Below are 17,950 nucleotides of genomic sequence, written 5' to 3'. Positions count from 1 at the left end.
AAGTGAATAAAAAAGGCGCATCATACCAACATAAACTAACCGTATTTAAAGAACATATAGATGTTTTAAATCATGTAAATAATGTGGTTTATGTTCAATGGGTAAATGATATTGCTGAAAAACATTGGTCTATACTTACAAACGAAGCGATTAATAAAAAATACTTCTGGGTATTATTAAAACACGAAATAGATTATTTAGGACAAGCTATTTTGGGGGATGAACTAACCATAAAAACCCAAGTAGGAGAAACTTCAGGTGTAAAATCTATTCGTTATGTTGAGATTTATAAAGATAAAAAGTTGATTATCAAATCTCAAACTACTTGGTGTTTAATTGATGTAAACACATTAAAACCTACACGAATTCAAAAAGATATTTTAGATACTCTCAATAATTCAGATTAAATATTCATTTATTATAAAAGGCTAATTATTAGTTAATTTATTGACTTGTTGCTTTTTATAAAAAAATGTTAAATATTTATGCAACCGGTTGCGTATATTAAAAAAACCTTAACTTTAGAGGAAAGAACCAACTAATGCAACTTACAAAAACCATCACATTGCTATTTGTAATAGTGATATTCACTTCATGTAAATCTGTTAAAGAAAAGGAGCCTATTTTATCAATATCAAAAGAGAATGGGTTACTATTAGTTAAGCATAACGATACAACACTCTTAGGATATCAATTCGGAATTATGTATCCGCCAAAAGGAGTAGATTCTGCATATCAACGTAGTGGATTTTTTCATCCTGTTAATACTTTAAAAGGGTCTCGTTTAACTCGTATTCATCCGGAAGATCATTATCATCACTTTGGTTTATGGAATCCATGGACAAGAACTTTTTTTGAAGGCGATACATTAGATTTTTGGAACATTCGTGGCAAACAAGCAACTGTGCGTCATGCTGAATTCAAAAACACAAAAACTACAGATGATTTTGTTGAATATCAAACCCTCCATGAGCATGTTGTTTTGAAAGACGATAAGAATAAAGTAGCTTTAAATGAATTACAAACCGTGAGAATTCATAATCCAAAAGAAAACTATTATATCATCGATTTGCAGTTTGATTATAGTTGTGCTACTGAAAGTCCTTTTAAAATATTAGCCTATCATTATCAAGGATTGGGTTGGCGCGGAACAGAAGCGTGGAATGATGATAATAGTAGCATTATAACTTCTGAAGGAAAAACAAGAATAGATGCTGATAATACTACGTCGCGTTGGATGTTGTATCAAGGTGAATTAGGTGATGATTCTGGTGGTATGATTATGTTATCACATACTAATAATTACAGTCACCCAGAGCCCATTAGAGTTTGGCCTGTAGGAAATCATGAAGGTAGTACGTTTGCGAATTTCAATCCAACAAAATATGAAGACTGGACTTTTGAACCTGGAAAAACATACACACTAAATTACAGATTAATTGTTTTTGATGGTGAAAAAACACCAGAAAATGCTGAAACATTTTGGGTAGATTATACTAAGTAACAACTAACCTAACTAAATAATCATGTCAAAAAAAATATCACGAAGAAGCTTTATTAAAACAACTTCAAAAGCTTCAGCTGCAACAGTAGTTTTATCAGGAATTCCAAGTATAGTTCCGGCCAGTGTATTTGGTAAAAATGCACCAAGTAATCGCATAAATATTGCTGCAATTGGTACAGGTAGAATTTCTAGAGTTTACGATATGCCACAAGTTTGGAGGCATGATGATACGCAAATAGTAGCAGTTTGCGATGTTGATGCCCATAGATCTATTGATGCAAAAGTTTTGGTAGAGAAATATTATTCTGAAAAATTAAGTAAACCATTTAATGGTGTTTCTTCATATACTGATTATCGTGAGTTATTGCTTAATAAAGATATTGATGCAGTAATTATTAGCACACCAGACCATTGGCATGCAAAAATGGGTGTTGATGCAGTGCGTGCAGGTAAAGATATTTTTATGCAAAAACCAGCATCGTTAACCATAAAAGGAGGGCGCTTTTTAAGCGATGAAGTAAGAAAAACAGATAGAATCTTTCAAATTGGAAGTCAGCAACGATCTTCTCCTCAATTTCGATATGCAGCAGAATTAGTACGAAACGGTAGAATAGGAGAGTTAAAAAAAGTATATGTTGGTTTGCCAGGAGACCCAAGTGGTGACGTAGAAATAGAAACTCCAGTACCACCAAACTTAAATTATGATATGTGGTTAGGTGCAACACCAGAAGTGTTTTATACCGAAAAACGTGTGCATCCCCAAGTTGGTTATGGTAGACCTGGGTGGTTGCGTTGTGAGCAATTTGGTGCTGGAATGATTACAGGCTGGGGCTCACATCATATAGATTCCGCACATTGGGCAATGAACACTGAGCTTACTGGACCGATTGAAATTTGGGGAAGCGCAGAGTTTCCAAAATCTGGATTGTGGAATGTTCATGGCATTTTTACTACCTATGCAAAATATGCAAACGGCGTAGAAATGGTAGTTTCAAATGAATTACCTAATGGCGTAAAATTTGAAGGAACTGAAGGTTGGATATTTGTAACACGAGGCGATTATCGCGTAACGGCTAGTGACCCTGTTGCAGATGAAAATGGTGTAAAACCTTTAGATGCAAGTGATACTAAAATTATCACATCTGCAATAGGAGCTAATGAAATTCATTTACCTGTTAGTGAAAATCATCACAGAAACTGGATTGATAGTCTTAAATCGCGTAAGCAACCAATTGCTCCGGTTGAAGAAGCGCATCGCTCATGTTCTGCATGTTTATTACATCACATGGCTATGAAATTAAATAGAAAACTATATTGGAATCCTGATACAGAGCAGTTTAAAAATGATGATGAAGCAAACAGTATGTTATCAAGACAGCAACGTGAAAAATATGCTGTTAAGTATTAAAAATATGAGTGTTAGAATATTGTGTTTTACTTGTATTGCAATTATGTTTATGTCATGCAAAACAGATAAAAAAGAAGAGTCTCAGCAAAAAGAAATCCAATTTATAACTGTTGATCCAGGGCATTTTCATGCAGCTTTAGTTCAAAAGTATAGTTATCCAGAAGTCGATTCAACAGTTCATATTTATGCACCAAAAAGTGATGATGTTAAACTTCATTTGAATAGGATTGATGGTTTTAATTCCCGTGATGATAATCCAACCCAATGGAATAGTATTTTATATACTGGAAACGATTTTTTTGAAAAAATGATTTCAGAAAAGAAAGGTAATGTTGTTGTTCTTGCAGGAAACAATCAAAAAAAAACAGAATATATCAATAAGTCAATTAGTGAAGGTTTACATGTGCTTGCAGATAAACCAATGGCGATTAATACTGAAGATTTTAAGTTATTAAAAGAAACATTTCAATTAGCAAAACAAAAGAATGTATTGCTATATGATGTCATGACAGAACGTTTTGAAATCACATCCATTTTACAACGTGAATTATCAATGAACAAAGCTATTTTTGGAGAGTTTGAAAAAGGATCTCTAGAAAATCCAACCATTACAAAAGAGAGCGTTCACCATTTTTTTAAATATGTTTCTGGTAATATTTTAACGCGTCCACCATGGTTTTTTGATGTAGAACAAGAAGGCGAAGGTATTGTAGATGTCACTACGCATTTGGTAGACTTAATTCAATGGCAATGTTATCCTAATCAAATTTTAAATGAAAGTGATGTGGAATTAATTTCCGCAAAACGGGAACCAACAATCTTAACTAAAAAAGAATTTAAAGCAGTAACAAAACAAAATGATTTTCCTGAGTATCTTCGAAAAGATATTGTAAACGATACTGCTTTAGCGGTTTATTGCAACGGAGAAATCAATTACAAACTCAAAGACATTCATGCAAAAGTATCTGTAAAATGGAATTATAAAGCACCAGAAGGTACAAAAGACACTCATTTTTCTAAAATGCGAGGAACACTTGCAAACCTTTCAATTAAACAAGGAGAAGCACAAAATTACAAACCAACATTATATATTGAAGTTGAAAATCCTTCAGAAGTATATACAAAAACACTACTTGAAGAATTTAAAAATTTAGAAGAAAAATACTCTGGTATTTCTTTAAAGGAAATAGATAACGGTTGGGAAGTTATAATTCCAGAATCTTATAAAAATGGACATGAAGCTCATTTTTCTCAAGTCACTGAAAAATTCATTGAGTATTTAACAAACGGTAATTTACCAGAATGGGAAATACCTAATATGATTACAAAATATTATACCACAACAAAAGCCTTAGAGCTTGCTAAATCAAATTAAAATGATAAAAAATATATTGACATTTTGTATGTGTTTAACTGCAATCACTATGTTTTCGCAAAGCGAATATGTATTCACTGAAGATTCAAAAATACAAGAAGGCGTGCCACAAGGTAAAATCACTAAACATACATTTGAAAGCAGCATTTTTAAAAATACCAGTAGAGCATATCAAGTGTATATTCCTGCGCAATATGATGCTTCAAAACCAGCTGCATTCATGATTTTTCAAGATGGTCATGCGTATGCAAATAAAAATGGGGAATTTAAAATTCCTATTGTTTTTGATAATTTAATTCATCAAGGAAAAATGCCTGTAACTATTGGTTTATTTATAAATCCTGGACATGATAAGAGTATAGGTGATATTGATAGTCCATGGCGTAGTAGTAACAGAAGCGTTGAATATGATAGTATGAATGATGATTACGGACGTTTTTTAATTGAAGAAATGATTCCAGAATTAAAGAAAACTTATAATATTTCTGATGACCCAAAAATGCGTGCTATTGGAGGTTTATCTTCTGGTGGGATTTGTGCGTTTTCAGCGGCTTGGTTTCATCCAGAAGTATTTCATAAAGTATTAAGTCATTTTGGGAGTTTTGCCGATATACGTGGTGGACATAATTATCCTCCAATGATAAGAAAAGCAGATAAAAAAGATATTAAAGTGTTTCTACAAGACGGAAAAAATGATTTAGATAATCAATTCGGAAATTGGTGGTTGGCTAATCTTCAAATGGAAAAAGCTTTAAAGTTTAAAGATTATAATTATATGTTTGTTTCAGGTGATGGTGGACATGATGGGAAACAAGGCGGAACTATTTTACCCGAAACTTTAGAATGGTTGTGGAGTGATGTTGTGAAAAATGAAAAAGTAACTTCTGGAGTTTATAAATATGAAGCTGATAAGCTATTAATAAATGGAGAAACAACACATTTTCAAAAAATGGAGTTTTCTTCAATTTCAATAAACCCTAATGATTCTATTCACAATTTTAACTATGATATTAAAGAACAAATTTTTATTGTAAAAGAAGGCGAAATAGAAGTAACTATCGGAGAAGAAACTAAAACTATTGGTCCTAATAGTGTTGCTTTTGTATTGCCAAAAGATAGAATTCATATTAAAAATTCATCTGAAAACTCAGCATTAGTCTATCATATGTTATATAGCGCCAAAGAAAAGTTAGATTTAAAAAGAGGAAAAGATAACGCAGGATCTTTTATTATTGATTTTGATGAATTAGAGTTTAATGAGCACGATAGAGGAGGCATTAGAAACTATTTCCACACCAAAACAGCTACTGTTGGGTATTATGAGATGCACGTTACCAATTTAAATGCAGGTATTAAAAGCCATGAGCCACATACACATCATGCAGCAGAAATTGTACTTATGATTAAAGGGAATACACAAATGGAAATTGGTGAAAAAATATATAAAGGACAAACAGGGGATATTTACTTTTTAGCATCAGATGTCCCACATGCCATAGAAAATATAGGAAACGAACAATGTATGTACTTTGCTTTTCAGTGGGATTAAGACATAAAAAAGGCTTTAGAGTTTTCTAAAGCCTTTTTTCTATAAAATTATATTAAATAAGCCAACCTTTGGAAATAGTTTTTTTAGAAAACCAAACTAAGAATATGGAAAATACAATAATGCTAATAGTCATAAATATGTTATCGGCATGACCTTGAATTAAAATGTATCCCATTTGAATAATAACAGCAATTAGGGATAATACAAATAAATAATAAGCCCATTTCTTTCTTAGTAAAAGCCCTAAACTTCCTATAGTTGCAGCAAAAACTGCAACAGCAAAAGCTCCAGTTAACCACGCAGGAAAATTAGAAATAGTTTCAAATTGTTCGTCTGTTAAGGCTGAACGCCAGCTTTCAGTTTGATAAGCTTGTGCTAGGTATTGTAATACTCCCATGGCATTCCACAAAAGTGCAATAACACTAATAATCCAAAACCAAATAGGTGGTTTGTTAGTTGTGTTTTCAGTCATAATATTTAGTTTTTAGTTAGTAAATAATAATACAATTTATAAATTTTTTGTTAGAAATTAATAATTGCCTTACTTTCCGAGCTATTTAAAAGCATTCATGAAAAAATACTTTTACGTTATAAATATTCAATATTTAGGTTACAGATTTCACGGTTGGCAAAAACAACCCGATGTAAAAACACTGCACTTAATGGTTGATAGAACACTAAATTTTATTCTAGATGGTAAACCTTTTAAAAGTTTAAGTTCAGGTAGAACAGACGCTATGGTTTCTGCTGAAAATGCAGCTTTTGAATTATTTTTAAGAGAACCTATTGATGATTTAGAGGCTTTTTTGGAGTTATTCAATTACAACTTACCGCAAGACATTCGAGCATTGAATATTAGAGAAGTTGATTCTAAATTCAACATTATTAATCATTCAAAAATTAAAGAGTATTTATATTTGTTTACTTACGGTGAAAAATGCCATCCGTTTTGTGCGCCAATAATGACAACCATTTTAGATGATTTAGATATTGAACTCATGAAAAAAGGTGCTAAACTGTTTGAAGGGAAGCATTATTATAAATCTTATTGTTATAAACCAACTAATAATGGGCAATATAATCGTGAAATTTTAACCTGCGAATTGGTTGAAAACACATTATATGAAGCTAGTTACTTTCCAGAAAAATCATATATATTACGAGTTAAAGGTAAGGGGTTTATGCGTAATCAAATTCGGTTAATGATGGGAACATTAATTGATTTAGGAAAAGGAAAACTCGCTATAAAAACTATAGAAGAAAGCCTGTTACCACAAAGCAACATTAAAATGGATTATATAGCTCCAGCATCAGGTTTAATTCTAAAAAACATAGAATTTTTATAAATCAGTTTACACAACATCTTCATAATTTTTTTAACAAATAACATTCTATTTAACATAATTTAAGTTAAATAAAAGTTAATAGGGTTAAAGGCTGTTAAATTGCTTGACATTTTTTATTTACACCATAGTTTATATAGTGTTGAACATTAAAACAGAAAAATATTATGAGTTATTTGAACATGAAAGATGAAGAATTATTAACTGTTGTAGTAGAGCTAAATATTCTTTTAGCAGATTATCATATCTATTATCAAAAATTAAGAAGTAACCATTGGAATATCCTTGGTAAAAACTTTTTTGATTTGCATGTAAAGTTTGAAGAGCTTTACAACGATGCCAGAGTTAAGATAGATGAAATTGCAGAACGTATATTAACACTTCGTTATCACCCAATGAGTAAGTTTAGTGATTATTTAAAAGTGTCATCAATATCAGAAGCTGAGCCTTTAAAATCTGATACCGAAATGGTTAATGAAATTATTAAAGATCATAAACTTATTTTAAAACAAATGTCTAAAGTGGTTGAAAAGGCTGAACGTATTAATGACGAAGGTACAATAGACTTAATTGGTGCTTATATTAGAGAGTTAGAAAAATCTAGTTGGATGTTAAGCGCTTGGAATAAAAACACCAAAGACAATCTTAAAACAAGCGTAGTAGAAGTGAGTTAGTTTTTCATTTTTAGAACAAGACAATTTATTAACTAAAAAAAACCAGAAAAATGAAAGAACAATTAACAGAGGCTTACGGAAATTTAATAGAAAAGCTTCAAGGATGGTTTAATACCATTATAGAAAATATACCAAATTTAATATTAGCAATAATCGTATTGGTTGCAGCTTATTTCACTGCAAAATATGTAAACAAAATTGTAAACAAATTAGTGTCTAAAAGAGTGAGTCAAGCTTCAATAAGTAATATGATTGCTCGTATATCTGCAGTAGTTGTAGTATTAGCAGGGTTGTTTTTGGCTTTAGGAATTCTAAATTTAAGCAAAACATTAACCTCATTATTAGCTGGTGCTGGTGTAGCTGGTTTAGCAATAGGTTTAGCTTTACAAGGCACTTTATCTAATACATTTGCAGGTGTTGTGTTATCATTTCGTAAAAAAATTCAAATAGGAAATTGGGTAGAAACCAATGGATTTTCAGGAGAAGTTATTGATATAAACCTTAAAGACTTCACATTAAGAGAGGCTGATAACAATATGGTAGTTATACCTAACAAGCTTATTTTAGAAAACCCACTTAAAAATTATTCATTAACTACTAAAATGCGTGTTTTTCTTGAATGTGGAGTAGGGTATGAATCCGATTTAGAAAAAGTAGAACAGCTTACTAAAGAAACCATAGCAAAAACTTTTGATCAAGTTGAAAGTTCTAATGATGTAGAATTCTATTATACTGAATTTGGAGATAGTTCTATTAATTATTTATGTAGATTTTGGATTGATGCCGAAAGCATGTTGGAAAAACTTAAAGCTAAAACCAAAGCCATCATTGAGATTAAAAAAGCTTACGATAAAGAAGGTATTAATATTCCGTTCCCAATACGAACCTTACAATTCGATAATAAGCTATCACTAAATACTTCAAAATTAAATAAGCAATTTTCAGATAACTGATTTTTGATTAAAATTCATGTTAATTCTCTTAACAAGTTAACTTCAAACTCTTAAAACTTTATTAATTCTAGTGCCTTATTTGTATTTGAGCACGGATTGAAATGATATGAGTCAGTACGAGGAATACACTTGCTATAATTTAGCAGTATCAAATAAAAAGTTAAACACTAAAATTTAAAATCATGAAAAAATCAATATTAACATTACTATTATTATTTACAATATCTATAGCATTCACGGGGTGTAGAGAAGAAAAGAAAACTCCGGAAGAAAAAATTGAAGCAGCAATTGATGAAGTTAAAAAAGAAGCAAAGGAAAACTCTGAAGAATTAGCTGACGATGTAGAAGACGCTATTGAAGATGTTGAAGATGAAATTAAAGAAGCAAAAGAAGAAGCTAAAAAAGACAAATAAAAACGTCTTACTTATAAATCAAAATGAATATTAACTTTAAAATTATTAAAAAAATGAAAAATATAATTTATGTATTTGCAATGCTAATTTTTAGTACGGCAATGACTCAAGAAAAGCCAACAGAAGTAAAAGAAGAAACTAAAGTAAAAACCATTAAATATAAAGATGGAGACGAAACAGCTGAGAAAAAAGTAAAAGTTGTAACTCGTGAAACAGCAAACGTAAAGTTAGATAAAAATGATGCAACAAAAGTAAATCAAGATAGAGTAGCAGCAACTACCAAAGTTGAGAAAATGCTAATGATTGATGACGATGCAGATTCTGATTATGATACTTTAAGTAAAGTAACTTATTTCATGTATGGAGACAACAATTATATGTTTACTCCAAACAGTAGAGGTTTTGATATAGCTTTTGATAAAGACAAAGAAAAATTCGTAAATGTGGGTAGAGCATTAACTACAGGAGCTAAAGGCAACTATATAATTAGTGGAGAAGCTTACAATGGTATTGGATATTTTAATACAGATGGTAATTTTGTAATTGAATATTATAATAATGATACTGATACTATTGAAGTTAAAGTTTACGAAAGAAATAAAACAAATATTTAATATTTACTAACTCAAGAATAAAAGTCCCGCTTAAGTCGGGACTTTTTGTATTTTTAAACAAAAATCGAGTCAATGAATCCAACCGTACCAAAATCTGTTTTTACATTTTTTAATAAATTAGAAAAAAATAATAATCGTGATTGGTTTAACGAGCATAAACCAGAATTTAAAGCTATAGAAGGCGAAGTAAAACTATTCTATAACAAAGTTCTTGAAGATTTAAACAAGCATGACGATATAGATAAGCTTAAAATATTCAGAATTTATAGAGATGTACGTTTTTCAAAAAACAAATTGCCTTACAAAACACATTTTGGTGGTTCGTTTCATCGTACAAAACCAAAGTTAAGAGGTGGCTATTATTTACATATTCAACCCAATAATGAAAGTTTTTTAGCTACAGGCTTCTGGGAACCTGCTCCTGCCGATTTATTACGTATTCGCAAAGAATTTGAAATGGATGATGAAGAAATTAGAGACATATTAGCTAATAAAAATTTCAATTCAATTTGGGGAAACTCTTTTGTAGGAGATGAAGTTAAAACTGCACCAAAAGGCTTTAGTAAAGACCATAAAGCTATAGATTTAATAAAAAAGAAACAATATATTTTTACTAAAAAGTATACTGATGCAGAAGTTTTAAATGCAAATTTTATAAATGAAATTGATAGAGCTTTTAAAGCTGTTAGACCATATTTTGATTATATGAGTGATGTATTGACTACCGATTTAAATGGTGTTTCTTTGGTATAGCTAAACCGCAGCTAACAATTCAGGTTTTTCAAAAAGTTGAATATTGCTTAGCAAACGTTCCTTAACAATATTCATCATGCGTTTATTTAAAGCCGATGAGTTTTTAATGTAGAGCAAATATTCCTCAACTGTAAACTGGCCAATAATCATACCTTTTAAAGAGTTTCTGAATTTCATATCTTTTTGAATAGCGTTTTCAATATAATCTGTTCGCTTTTCTAACGATAAATCATAAAAAACAGATTTGTGTTTTGCTATATAATTTCTAAAAACTTCTACTAATAAATCGTTTTGTAACTTAATAATGGGGCGCAAAACTAAATTTTGAAAACGTTCATCGCTACTCATGTTGTCATGTATTGTAGCTGTTGAAATTTCAGGACGAATACTTTTTAAATTAAAGTCTCTTGTGTTCATGGTTAGGAGTTTTGAATAAAAATATAGATTATAAACCCTCATAAAAATCATTCAAACTATAATTATTAACGACCTTATTAACAATAAAGATTTTTTATCTTTAAATTTTAAAATGAACGTATGAAATTCGGATCTGTAGATAACCCAGAAAATATTGATTTTACTTTACCAAAAGACCATCCTGATACTAAAAGAGTTCTTAATAAAGTTAAGGATGACAATATCCCTGAGATATACGTTGGATGCGCAAAATGGAATAGGGCAGACCTAAAAGGATTTTACCCAAGAGGTACAAAAGACGAGTTGGTATATTATTCGTCACAATTTAATTCTATAGAACTTAATGCAACGTTTTATAGAATTTTTCCAGCGGATCAATTTTCAACGTGGTATAAAAAAACGCCTGATGGATTTAAGTTTTTTCCTAAACTAAATCAAGAAATAAGTCATTGGAAACGATTAAACGAAACTAAAGATGTGGTTGAAAATTACTTGTACAACGCATCAAATTTAAAAGAAAAATTAGGCACCATTTTTTTGCAGATGCATAATAATTTTGCTCCAAAAGACTTTGATAGAGTTGTAAATTTTGTTGAAGAATGGCCCAAAGAAATACCGTTAGCTATTGAATTTAGACACACAGATTGGTATAACGATAAAGCCATTGCAGAAGATTTGTATCAACTTTTAGAAACAAACAACATATCTAATGTTATTGTTGATACTGCGGGAAGACGCGATTTAATGCATATGCGTTTAACTAATGCTACAGCTTTTGTAAGATATGTTGGTGCAAACCATGCAAGCGATTATTCGCGTTTGGATGATTGGGTAGAGTGCTTAAAACTCTGGAAAGAGCAAGGAATAAAAGAAATAGATTTTTTTATACATCAAAATATAGAGAAAGAATCTCCTTTGCTTTCTGCTTACTTTATAAAGAAAATAAATTCAGAGTTTGGGTATTCACTTAAAATTCCAAATGAAGACGATCAACAACAACTTTTTTAATTGAAAAATATATGAGATTTCATACCAGAAAATGGATTAAACCAGAAGATTTAAATGCTAACGGAACACTGTTTGGAGGTCGTTTACTTGAATGGATAGACGAGGAAGCAGCGCTTTATACTATCATACAATTAGAGAACCAAAAGGTGGTTACTAAATACATGAGTGAAATAGATTTTAAAGCATCAGCAAGACAAGGAGATATTATAGAAATAGGTATTGAAGTTGTTAAATTTGGTAAAGCTTCTTTAACTTTAAGTTGTGAGGTTAGAAATAAAATGACACGTGAAACTATTATAACCATTTCTAATATTGTTATGGTAAATTTAGGTCCAGATGGAAAAGCATTACCACATGGAAAAACAGAAGTGGAATTTGTTGCCGATAGGTTAGACTAAATAAGTTTCTTGTTGTTTTTAAAATTGTAAGCAATATTGAGTAATTATTGAATTAAATTCAATTAATAACACTTCTATTAGATATTTTATAAAAATTCTTCAATAGAGCATCTTAAGGTTTTAAATAGCTTTAAAAAAATACCTTTTTTTATAAATTTGCTTTTCTACAGCTAATTTTACGACCTTTTATTGCGTAGAAATTAGTTTATAATATAAATTTTAACATTTTTATGAGTAATACATTATTTGACAAAGTATGGGATTCGCATGTTGTAAGAAAGATTGATGGCGGACCAGATGTGTTTTTTATAGACCGTCATTTTATACATGAAGTAACTAGTCCTGTTGCATTTTTAGGATTAAAAAATAGAGGTTTAAAAGTATTATATCCAGAGCGTACATTTGCTACTGCCGATCATAATACACCAACAATAAACCAGCATTTACCGGTAGAAGATCCGTTATCTGCTAATCAATTAAAAGCTTTAGAAAACAATGCTAATGAGTATGGTATTAGTCACTGGGGCTTAGGTCACAAAAAGAATGGTATTGTGCACGTTGTTGGACCTGAAAACGGAATTACGTTCCCTGGAGCAACCATAGTTTGTGGAGATTCACATACATCAACACACGGAGCTTTTGGTGCCATTGCTTTTGGTATTGGAACATCAGAGGTAGAAATGGTGCTATCTACGCAATGTATTATGCAGCCTAAACCTAAAAAAATGCGTATCAATATCAACGGAACGCTTGGTAAGGCTGTAACTCCAAAAGATGTTGCGCTTTTTATTATTTCAAAATTAACAACTTCTGGAGCAACAGGTTATTTTGTTGAATATGCAGGTGATGTTTTTGAAAACATGACTATGGAAGGCCGTATGACCGTTTGTAACCTATCTATTGAAATGGGTGCACGTGGTGGTATGATTGCTCCAGACGAAACTACTTTTGCTTACTTAAAAGACAAACCATTATCTCTTAAAGGTGAAGCTTGGGATAAAGCCGTTGCACATTGGAGAACTTTAAAAACTGATGAAGGTGCTACATTTGATAAAGAATTAACTTTTTCTGCTGCTGAAATTGAGCCTATGATTACATACGGAACAAATCCGGGGATGGGTATTGGTATTTCTAAGCATATTCCAAATGCTGAAGCTGTTGAAGGTGGTGTTGCTACCTACAAAAAGTCTTTAGATTATATGGGTTATGGAGAAAATGATTCTATGATTGGAAAACAGGTAGATTATGTATTTTTAGGAAGTTGTACCAACGGTAGAATTGAAGATTTTAGAGCGTTTGCGTCAATTATTAAAGGTAAGAAAAAAGCAGACCATGTTACAGCTTGGTTAGTTCCTGGTTCGCATGAGGTTGAAGATAAAATTAAAGAAGAAGGTATTTTAGATATTATTACCGAAGCTGGATTTACGTTAAGACAACCTGGTTGTTCTGCATGTTTGGCTATGAATGATGATAAAATTCCTGCTGGAAAATATGCAGTAAGTACCTCAAACAGAAACTTTGAAGGACGCCAAGGTCCAGGTTCTAGAACTATGCTTGCTAGTCCGTTAGTGGCTGCCGCTGCTGCAGTAACAGGTGTAGTAACAGACCCAAGAGAATTATTATAATCATTGAATTTTATAAACAAATCAACGATTAAACAAAAAACAACATATAATGGCTTACGATAAATTCAATATATTAACAAGTACTGCGGTTCCATTACCGTTAGAAAATGTAGATACCGATCAAATTATACCAGCACGTTTCTTAAAAGCTACAGAGCGTAAAGGTTTTGGAGATAACTTATTTAGAGATTGGAGGTATAATAATGATAATACCCCAAAAGAAAGTTTTGTATTAAACAATCCTATTTACTCTGGTAAAATATTGGTTGGTGGTAAAAACTTTGGTTCTGGTTCTTCAAGAGAGCACGCTGCATGGGCGGTTTATGATTACGGATTCCGTTGTGTAGTATCTAGTTTCTTTGCAGATATTTTTAGAAACAACTGTTTAAATGTTGGTGTATTGCCTGTACAGGTAAGTCCGGAATTTTCAGAACAAATCTTTGAAGAAATTTACAAAGATCCTAACACTGAGATTGAAGTAAATCTTCAGGAACAAACTATAACAATCAAATCAACTGGTGCTCAAGAATCTTTTGAGATAAATAGTTACAAGAAAGATAATATGCTAAATGGTTTTGATGATATTGATTATCTTCAAAGCATGAAAGGTGAAATTGAATCTTTTGCAAATGATTTGATGCTATAATGGCACTAAGAAGAATAGAAATAATGGATACGACATTACGCGACGGTGAACAAACCTCGGGTGTGTCGTTTTCTGCTTCTGAAAAATTAACCATTGCCAAACTTTTATTAGAAGAATTAAAAGTTGACCGCATAGAAATAGCCTCTGCAAGAGTTTCTGAAGGTGAGTTTCAAGCGGTAAAAGATATTACTGAGTGGGCTAAAGAAAATGATTATTTAAACAAAGTAGAAGTATTAACTTTTGTAGATAAAGGGGTGTCCATCGATTGGATGATTGAAGCCGGAGCAAAGGTTCAAAATCTACTCACTAAAGGTTCATTAAACCATTTAACTCATCAGCTTAAAAAAACTCCAAATCAACACTTTAAAGAAATTTCAGAAAACATTTATTTAGCACAAGAAAAAGGTATAATAACCAATGTGTATTTAGAAGATTGGAGTAACGGTATGCGTAACTCTAAAGACTACGTTTTTGAATATTTAGAGTTCTTATCAACGCAACCCGTTAAACGCATTATGCTTCCGGATACTTTAGGGGTTTTAACACCTAAAGAATCATACGAATTTGTAAAAGAAATAAAAGAATTGTACCCAAATTTACATTTCGATTTCCATGCACATAACGATTATGATTTGGGTGTTTCTAATGCCATTGAGGGTGTTAGGGCAGGAGCAAATGGTTTGCATCTAACTATCAATGGTATGGGAGAGCGTGCAGGTAATGCACCAATGGCAAGTACTATTGCTGTGATTAACGATTTTATGCCAGATGTTGAAACCGGAGTAAACGAAAAAGTGCTATATACTGTAAGTAAGTTGGTTGAAAACTTTTCTGGAGTTATGATACCTTCAAACAAACCTGTAATTGGCGCTAATGTATTTACCCAAACTGCTGGTATTCATGCAGATGGTGACAATAAAAAGAATTTATATTTTTCTGATTTGTTACCAGAACGTTTTGGTAGAAAACGCCAATATGCTTTAGGAAAAGCTTCAGGGAAAGCTAATATTCAAAAGAATTTACATGAGTTAGGTCTTCAACTTAATGATGAGGATTTAAGAAAAGTTACCCAGCGTATTATTGAACTTGGCGATAAAAAGCAAGTGGTTACCAAAGAAGACTTGCCTTATATTATTTCAGATGTTTTAGATAGAACTTATGAAGAAAAAGTAAAGGTTAACTCTTATGTTCTAACACATTCTAAGGGTTTAAAACCATCTACAACGGTTTCAATCACTATAGAAAATGAAACTTTTGAAGAAAACGCGCAAGGTGACGGACAATTTGATGCGTTTATGAATGCCATCAAAAATGTTTTCAAAAGAAAAAAAATGGTGTTACCAGATTTAATAGATTATGCTGTAAGAATCCCACCAGGAAGTCATTCTGATGCATTATGTGAAACCATTATTACCTGGAAAAACCGTGAAAAAGAATTTAAAACACGTGGTTTAGATTCCGATCAAACGGTTTCGGCTATTAAAGCCACAGAAAAAATGCTAAATATTATTACTAATTAAGATTTTTAAATATACATATGAAATTTAATATTGCCCTTTTAGCCGGAGACGGTATAGGACCAGAAGTTATAGAACAAGCAGTAAAAGTAAGTGATGCTGTTGCTAAAAAATTCGGACATGAAATTACTTGGAAACCAGCTTTAACAGGTGCTGCTGCTATTGACGCTGTAGGAGAACCGTATCCTGACGAAACACACAATGTTTGTGTAGCTTCTGATGCTGTGTTATTTGGTGCTATTGGGCATCCACGTTTTGATAATGACCCTTCTGCAAAAGTTCGTCCGGAGCAAGGTTTATTAAAAATGCGTAAAAAGTTAGGCTTGTTCGCCAATGTGCGTCCAACCTTTACATTTCCTTCATTAATAGATAAATCACCTCTTAAAAAAGAACGTATTGAAGGTACCGATTTAGTGTTTCTACGTGAATTAACCGGTGGTATTTACTTTGGAGAAAAGGGTAGAAGAGATGAAGGTGAAACAGCATACGATAACTGCGTATATACTAGAGCAGAAGTACAACGTTTGGCAAAAAAAGGTTTTGAATTAGCTATGACACGTTCTAAAAAATTGTGTTGTGTAGATAAAGCTAATGTTTTAGAAACTTCTCGTTTATGGCGTGAAACAGTTCAGGCTATGGAAAAAGATTATCCAGAAGTAGAAGTAAGCTATGAGTTTGTTGATGCAGTAGCAATGCGTTTAGTACAATGGCCAAATAGTTATGATGTTTTAATTACAGAAAACTTATTTGGAGATATTTTAACTGATGAAGCTTCAGTAATTTCTGGGTCTATGGGATTAATGCCATCAGCATCTATGGGAAGTGATATTGCTTTATTTGAACCAATTCATGGGTCTTATCCACAAGCTACCGGAAAAAATATAGCAAACCCATTAGCAACAGTGCTTTCTGCAGCTATGATGTTTGAAACAGCATTTAATTTACCAGAAGAAGGTAAAGCAATTAGAGAGGTTGTAAACAAATCATTAGCTGAAGGTATTGTAACCGAAGATTTAGCTAACGGAGGTAAATCATACGGAACAAAAGAAGTAGGAGACTGGTTAGCAGCAAATATTTAAAGAACAACGATTTAATAATTTATATTTAAAAGGATTCATTAATTTAGAAATGAGTCCTTTTTTCATTATAAATGATAGATAAATTATTAAGCATTAGTAAAAAATACCTTGTTTTAGGGTTATTAATTGTATTTCCTTTTATTACGTTATCTCAAACAAGTATTAAAGGTAACGCGCTTACAGCATTAATTGCTGTTCCTAATTTTGGTGCAGAATTTACCATAGGAGAAAAAACAACCTTTCAAGTAGATGCCGCAGCCTCATTTTGGACAATTGATGGTGTGCCCATGAAATTTATTTTACTTTTTCCTGAGTTTAGATATTATACAAAAGAAAGTGGTTATGGCTTTTTTTTTGGAGCTCATATAGGAGGTGGTAAATATAAATTACAAAAACCACAATATTTTGATACCGATTATTACCAAGATGGATACAGTCTATTTTATGGTATGACTATTGGCTATCAGTTTATATTAAATGAACGATTAAATCTAGAATTATTTCTAGGAGGAGGGAGCCAGCAAGCGTACTATAAAGGCTACTCATTAGAAACAGGTGAACGAGAAGATGGTGCTACAAACTACAATAAAAGTGGTGAGTTTTTACCTTACAGAGGAGGCTTGATGCTTGTTTATAAACTCAAGTAAAATCTTTTATGATAGGTCTGAGGCCAA

The 17,950-nt window shown here is 31.6% G+C and carries 20 protein-coding genes; 18 read left to right on the top strand and 2 right to left on the bottom strand.

The window, feature by feature from the left end; translation table 11 throughout:
• The first annotated feature begins 2 nt into the window (after window positions 1-2).
• From MBM09_RS09910 to MBM09_RS09890, 5 genes are all read left to right on the top strand, one after another.
• Window positions 3-407: a thioesterase family protein gene (locus MBM09_RS09910; protein WP_238673562.1), complete on the top strand. Its 405-nt coding sequence runs from the start codon at window positions 3-5 to the stop codon at window positions 405-407.
• Between the two features lie 134 nt (window positions 408-541).
• Window positions 542-1,504 carry a PmoA family protein gene (locus tag MBM09_RS09905; RefSeq protein WP_238673561.1) on the top strand — a complete coding sequence of 321 codons (963 nt, stop codon included), beginning with the start codon at window positions 542-544 and terminating at the stop codon, window positions 1,502-1,504.
• A gap of 22 nt (window positions 1,505-1,526) precedes the next feature.
• Window positions 1,527-2,912: a Gfo/Idh/MocA family protein gene (locus tag MBM09_RS09900; RefSeq protein WP_238673560.1), complete on the top strand. Its 1,386-nt coding sequence runs from the start codon at window positions 1,527-1,529 to the stop codon at window positions 2,910-2,912.
• A 4-nt stretch (window positions 2,913-2,916) separates the two neighbouring features.
• Entirely contained in the window at window positions 2,917-4,287 is a 1,371-nt protein-coding gene (locus tag MBM09_RS09895; protein WP_238673559.1) for a putative oxidoreductase C-terminal domain-containing protein, read from the top strand.
• A 49-nt stretch (window positions 4,288-4,336) separates the two neighbouring features.
• Window positions 4,337-5,836, top strand: a complete 1,500-nt coding sequence (locus tag MBM09_RS09890) for an alpha/beta hydrolase-fold protein (protein WP_238673558.1) — start codon at window positions 4,337-4,339, stop codon at window positions 5,834-5,836.
• A 52-nt stretch (window positions 5,837-5,888) separates the two neighbouring features.
• On the opposite strand, the gene MBM09_RS09885 is transcribed toward MBM09_RS09890, so the two are convergent.
• Window positions 5,889-6,308 carry a hypothetical protein gene (locus MBM09_RS09885; RefSeq protein WP_238673557.1) on the bottom strand — a complete coding sequence of 140 codons (420 nt, stop codon included), beginning with the start codon at window positions 6,306-6,308 and terminating at the stop codon, window positions 5,889-5,891.
• A gap of 97 nt (window positions 6,309-6,405) precedes the next feature.
• On the opposite strand from MBM09_RS09885, the gene MBM09_RS09880 reads away from it, so the two are divergent.
• From MBM09_RS09880 to MBM09_RS09855, 6 genes are all read left to right on the top strand, one after another.
• Window positions 6,406-7,182 carry a tRNA pseudouridine(38-40) synthase TruA gene (locus tag MBM09_RS09880; RefSeq protein WP_238673556.1) on the top strand — a complete coding sequence of 259 codons (777 nt, stop codon included), beginning with the start codon at window positions 6,406-6,408 and terminating at the stop codon, window positions 7,180-7,182.
• Window positions 7,183-7,346: 164 nt separating this feature from the next.
• Entirely contained in the window at window positions 7,347-7,853 is a 507-nt protein-coding gene (locus MBM09_RS09875) for a Dps family protein (protein WP_238673555.1), read from the top strand.
• 50 nt (window positions 7,854-7,903) lie between these two features.
• Window positions 7,904-8,806 (top strand): mechanosensitive ion channel family protein, encoded by a 903-nt coding sequence (locus MBM09_RS09870; protein WP_238673554.1) that lies wholly within the window; start codon window positions 7,904-7,906, stop codon window positions 8,804-8,806.
• Window positions 8,807-8,988: 182 nt separating this feature from the next.
• Window positions 8,989-9,219, top strand: a complete 231-nt coding sequence (locus MBM09_RS09865) for a hypothetical protein (protein WP_238673553.1) — start codon at window positions 8,989-8,991, stop codon at window positions 9,217-9,219.
• Window positions 9,220-9,272: 53 nt separating this feature from the next.
• Window positions 9,273-9,833: a hypothetical protein gene (locus MBM09_RS09860; protein WP_238673552.1), complete on the top strand. Its 561-nt coding sequence runs from the start codon at window positions 9,273-9,275 to the stop codon at window positions 9,831-9,833.
• Between the two features lie 72 nt (window positions 9,834-9,905).
• Window positions 9,906-10,586, top strand: a complete 681-nt coding sequence (locus MBM09_RS09855; RefSeq protein ID WP_238673551.1) for a DUF2461 domain-containing protein — start codon at window positions 9,906-9,908, stop codon at window positions 10,584-10,586.
• On the opposite strand, the gene MBM09_RS09850 is transcribed toward MBM09_RS09855, so the two are convergent.
• Window positions 10,587-11,003 carry a glyoxalase gene (locus MBM09_RS09850; RefSeq protein ID WP_238673550.1) on the bottom strand — a complete coding sequence of 139 codons (417 nt, stop codon included), beginning with the start codon at window positions 11,001-11,003 and terminating at the stop codon, window positions 10,587-10,589.
• Window positions 11,004-11,123: 120 nt separating this feature from the next.
• Between MBM09_RS09850 and MBM09_RS09845 the strand changes: the two genes are divergently transcribed.
• From MBM09_RS09845 to MBM09_RS09815, 7 genes are all read left to right on the top strand, one after another.
• Window positions 11,124-12,011 (top strand): DUF72 domain-containing protein, encoded by an 888-nt coding sequence (locus MBM09_RS09845; RefSeq protein ID WP_238673549.1) that lies wholly within the window; start codon window positions 11,124-11,126, stop codon window positions 12,009-12,011.
• Window positions 12,012-12,022: 11 nt separating this feature from the next.
• Window positions 12,023-12,409, top strand: a complete 387-nt coding sequence (locus MBM09_RS09840; RefSeq protein WP_238673548.1) for an acyl-CoA thioesterase — start codon at window positions 12,023-12,025, stop codon at window positions 12,407-12,409.
• A gap of 230 nt (window positions 12,410-12,639) precedes the next feature.
• Complete coding sequence (gene leuC / locus MBM09_RS09835; RefSeq protein WP_238673547.1) at window positions 12,640-14,034, top strand: 3-isopropylmalate dehydratase large subunit; 1,395 nt, start codon at window positions 12,640-12,642, stop codon at window positions 14,032-14,034.
• Window positions 14,035-14,083: 49 nt separating this feature from the next.
• A complete protein-coding gene (gene leuD / locus MBM09_RS09830; protein WP_238673546.1) occupies window positions 14,084-14,680 on the top strand; it encodes a 3-isopropylmalate dehydratase small subunit in 597 nt (198 codons plus the stop codon).
• Complete coding sequence (locus tag MBM09_RS09825; protein ID WP_238673545.1) at window positions 14,680-16,200, top strand: alpha-isopropylmalate synthase regulatory domain-containing protein; 1,521 nt, start codon at window positions 14,680-14,682, stop codon at window positions 16,198-16,200. The genes leuD and MBM09_RS09825 overlap by 1 nt, the downstream gene beginning before the upstream one ends.
• 17 nt (window positions 16,201-16,217) lie before the next feature.
• Complete coding sequence (leuB, locus tag MBM09_RS09820; RefSeq protein ID WP_238673544.1) at window positions 16,218-17,276, top strand: 3-isopropylmalate dehydrogenase; 1,059 nt, start codon at window positions 16,218-16,220, stop codon at window positions 17,274-17,276.
• Between the two features lie 71 nt (window positions 17,277-17,347).
• Window positions 17,348-17,923, top strand: a complete 576-nt coding sequence (locus tag MBM09_RS09815; RefSeq protein ID WP_238673543.1) for a DUF3575 domain-containing protein — start codon at window positions 17,348-17,350, stop codon at window positions 17,921-17,923.
• Window positions 17,924-17,950 lie beyond the last annotated feature (27 nt).

This window comes from Flaviramulus sp. BrNp1-15, assembly GCF_022259695.1.
Lineage (GTDB): Bacteria > Bacteroidota > Bacteroidia > Flavobacteriales > Flavobacteriaceae > BrNp1-15.
This window is presented reverse-complemented; position numbering and strand designations above follow the sequence as displayed.

What these genes read in the sequence shown, in the direction of transcription:
- MBM09_RS09845 (WP_238673549.1), top strand. Translation starts at nt 11,124, where the DNA reads ATGAAATTCGGATCTGTAGATAACCCAGAAAATATTGATTTTACTTTA.
- leuB (WP_238673544.1), top strand. Translation starts at nt 16,218, where the DNA reads ATGAAATTTAATATTGCCCTTTTAGCCGGAGACGGTATAGGACCAGAA.
- leuD (WP_238673546.1), top strand. Translation starts at nt 14,084, where the DNA reads ATGGCTTACGATAAATTCAATATATTAACAAGTACTGCGGTTCCATTA.
- MBM09_RS09870 (WP_238673554.1), top strand. Translation starts at nt 7,904, where the DNA reads ATGAAAGAACAATTAACAGAGGCTTACGGAAATTTAATAGAAAAGCTT.
- MBM09_RS09905 (WP_238673561.1), top strand. Translation starts at nt 542, where the DNA reads ATGCAACTTACAAAAACCATCACATTGCTATTTGTAATAGTGATATTC.
- MBM09_RS09890 (WP_238673558.1), top strand. Translation starts at nt 4,337, where the DNA reads ATGTTTTCGCAAAGCGAATATGTATTCACTGAAGATTCAAAAATACAA.
- MBM09_RS09900 (WP_238673560.1), top strand. Translation starts at nt 1,527, where the DNA reads ATGTCAAAAAAAATATCACGAAGAAGCTTTATTAAAACAACTTCAAAA.
- MBM09_RS09895 (WP_238673559.1), top strand. Translation starts at nt 2,917, where the DNA reads ATGAGTGTTAGAATATTGTGTTTTACTTGTATTGCAATTATGTTTATG.
- leuC (WP_238673547.1), top strand. Translation starts at nt 12,640, where the DNA reads ATGAGTAATACATTATTTGACAAAGTATGGGATTCGCATGTTGTAAGA.
- MBM09_RS09875 (WP_238673555.1), top strand. Translation starts at nt 7,347, where the DNA reads ATGAGTTATTTGAACATGAAAGATGAAGAATTATTAACTGTTGTAGTA.
- MBM09_RS09860 (WP_238673552.1), top strand. Translation starts at nt 9,273, where the DNA reads ATGAAAAATATAATTTATGTATTTGCAATGCTAATTTTTAGTACGGCA.
- MBM09_RS09865 (WP_238673553.1), top strand. Translation starts at nt 8,989, where the DNA reads ATGAAAAAATCAATATTAACATTACTATTATTATTTACAATATCTATA.
- MBM09_RS09885 (WP_238673557.1), bottom strand. Translation starts at nt 6,308, where the DNA reads ATGACTGAAAACACAACTAACAAACCACCTATTTGGTTTTGGATTATT.
- MBM09_RS09840 (WP_238673548.1), top strand. Translation starts at nt 12,023, where the DNA reads ATGAGATTTCATACCAGAAAATGGATTAAACCAGAAGATTTAAATGCT.
- MBM09_RS09815 (WP_238673543.1), top strand. Translation starts at nt 17,348, where the DNA reads ATGATAGATAAATTATTAAGCATTAGTAAAAAATACCTTGTTTTAGGG.
- MBM09_RS09855 (WP_238673551.1), top strand. Translation starts at nt 9,906, where the DNA reads ATGAATCCAACCGTACCAAAATCTGTTTTTACATTTTTTAATAAATTA.
- MBM09_RS09880 (WP_238673556.1), top strand. Translation starts at nt 6,406, where the DNA reads ATGAAAAAATACTTTTACGTTATAAATATTCAATATTTAGGTTACAGA.
- MBM09_RS09825 (WP_238673545.1), top strand. Translation starts at nt 14,680, where the DNA reads ATGGCACTAAGAAGAATAGAAATAATGGATACGACATTACGCGACGGT.
- MBM09_RS09850 (WP_238673550.1), bottom strand. Translation starts at nt 11,003, where the DNA reads ATGAACACAAGAGACTTTAATTTAAAAAGTATTCGTCCTGAAATTTCA.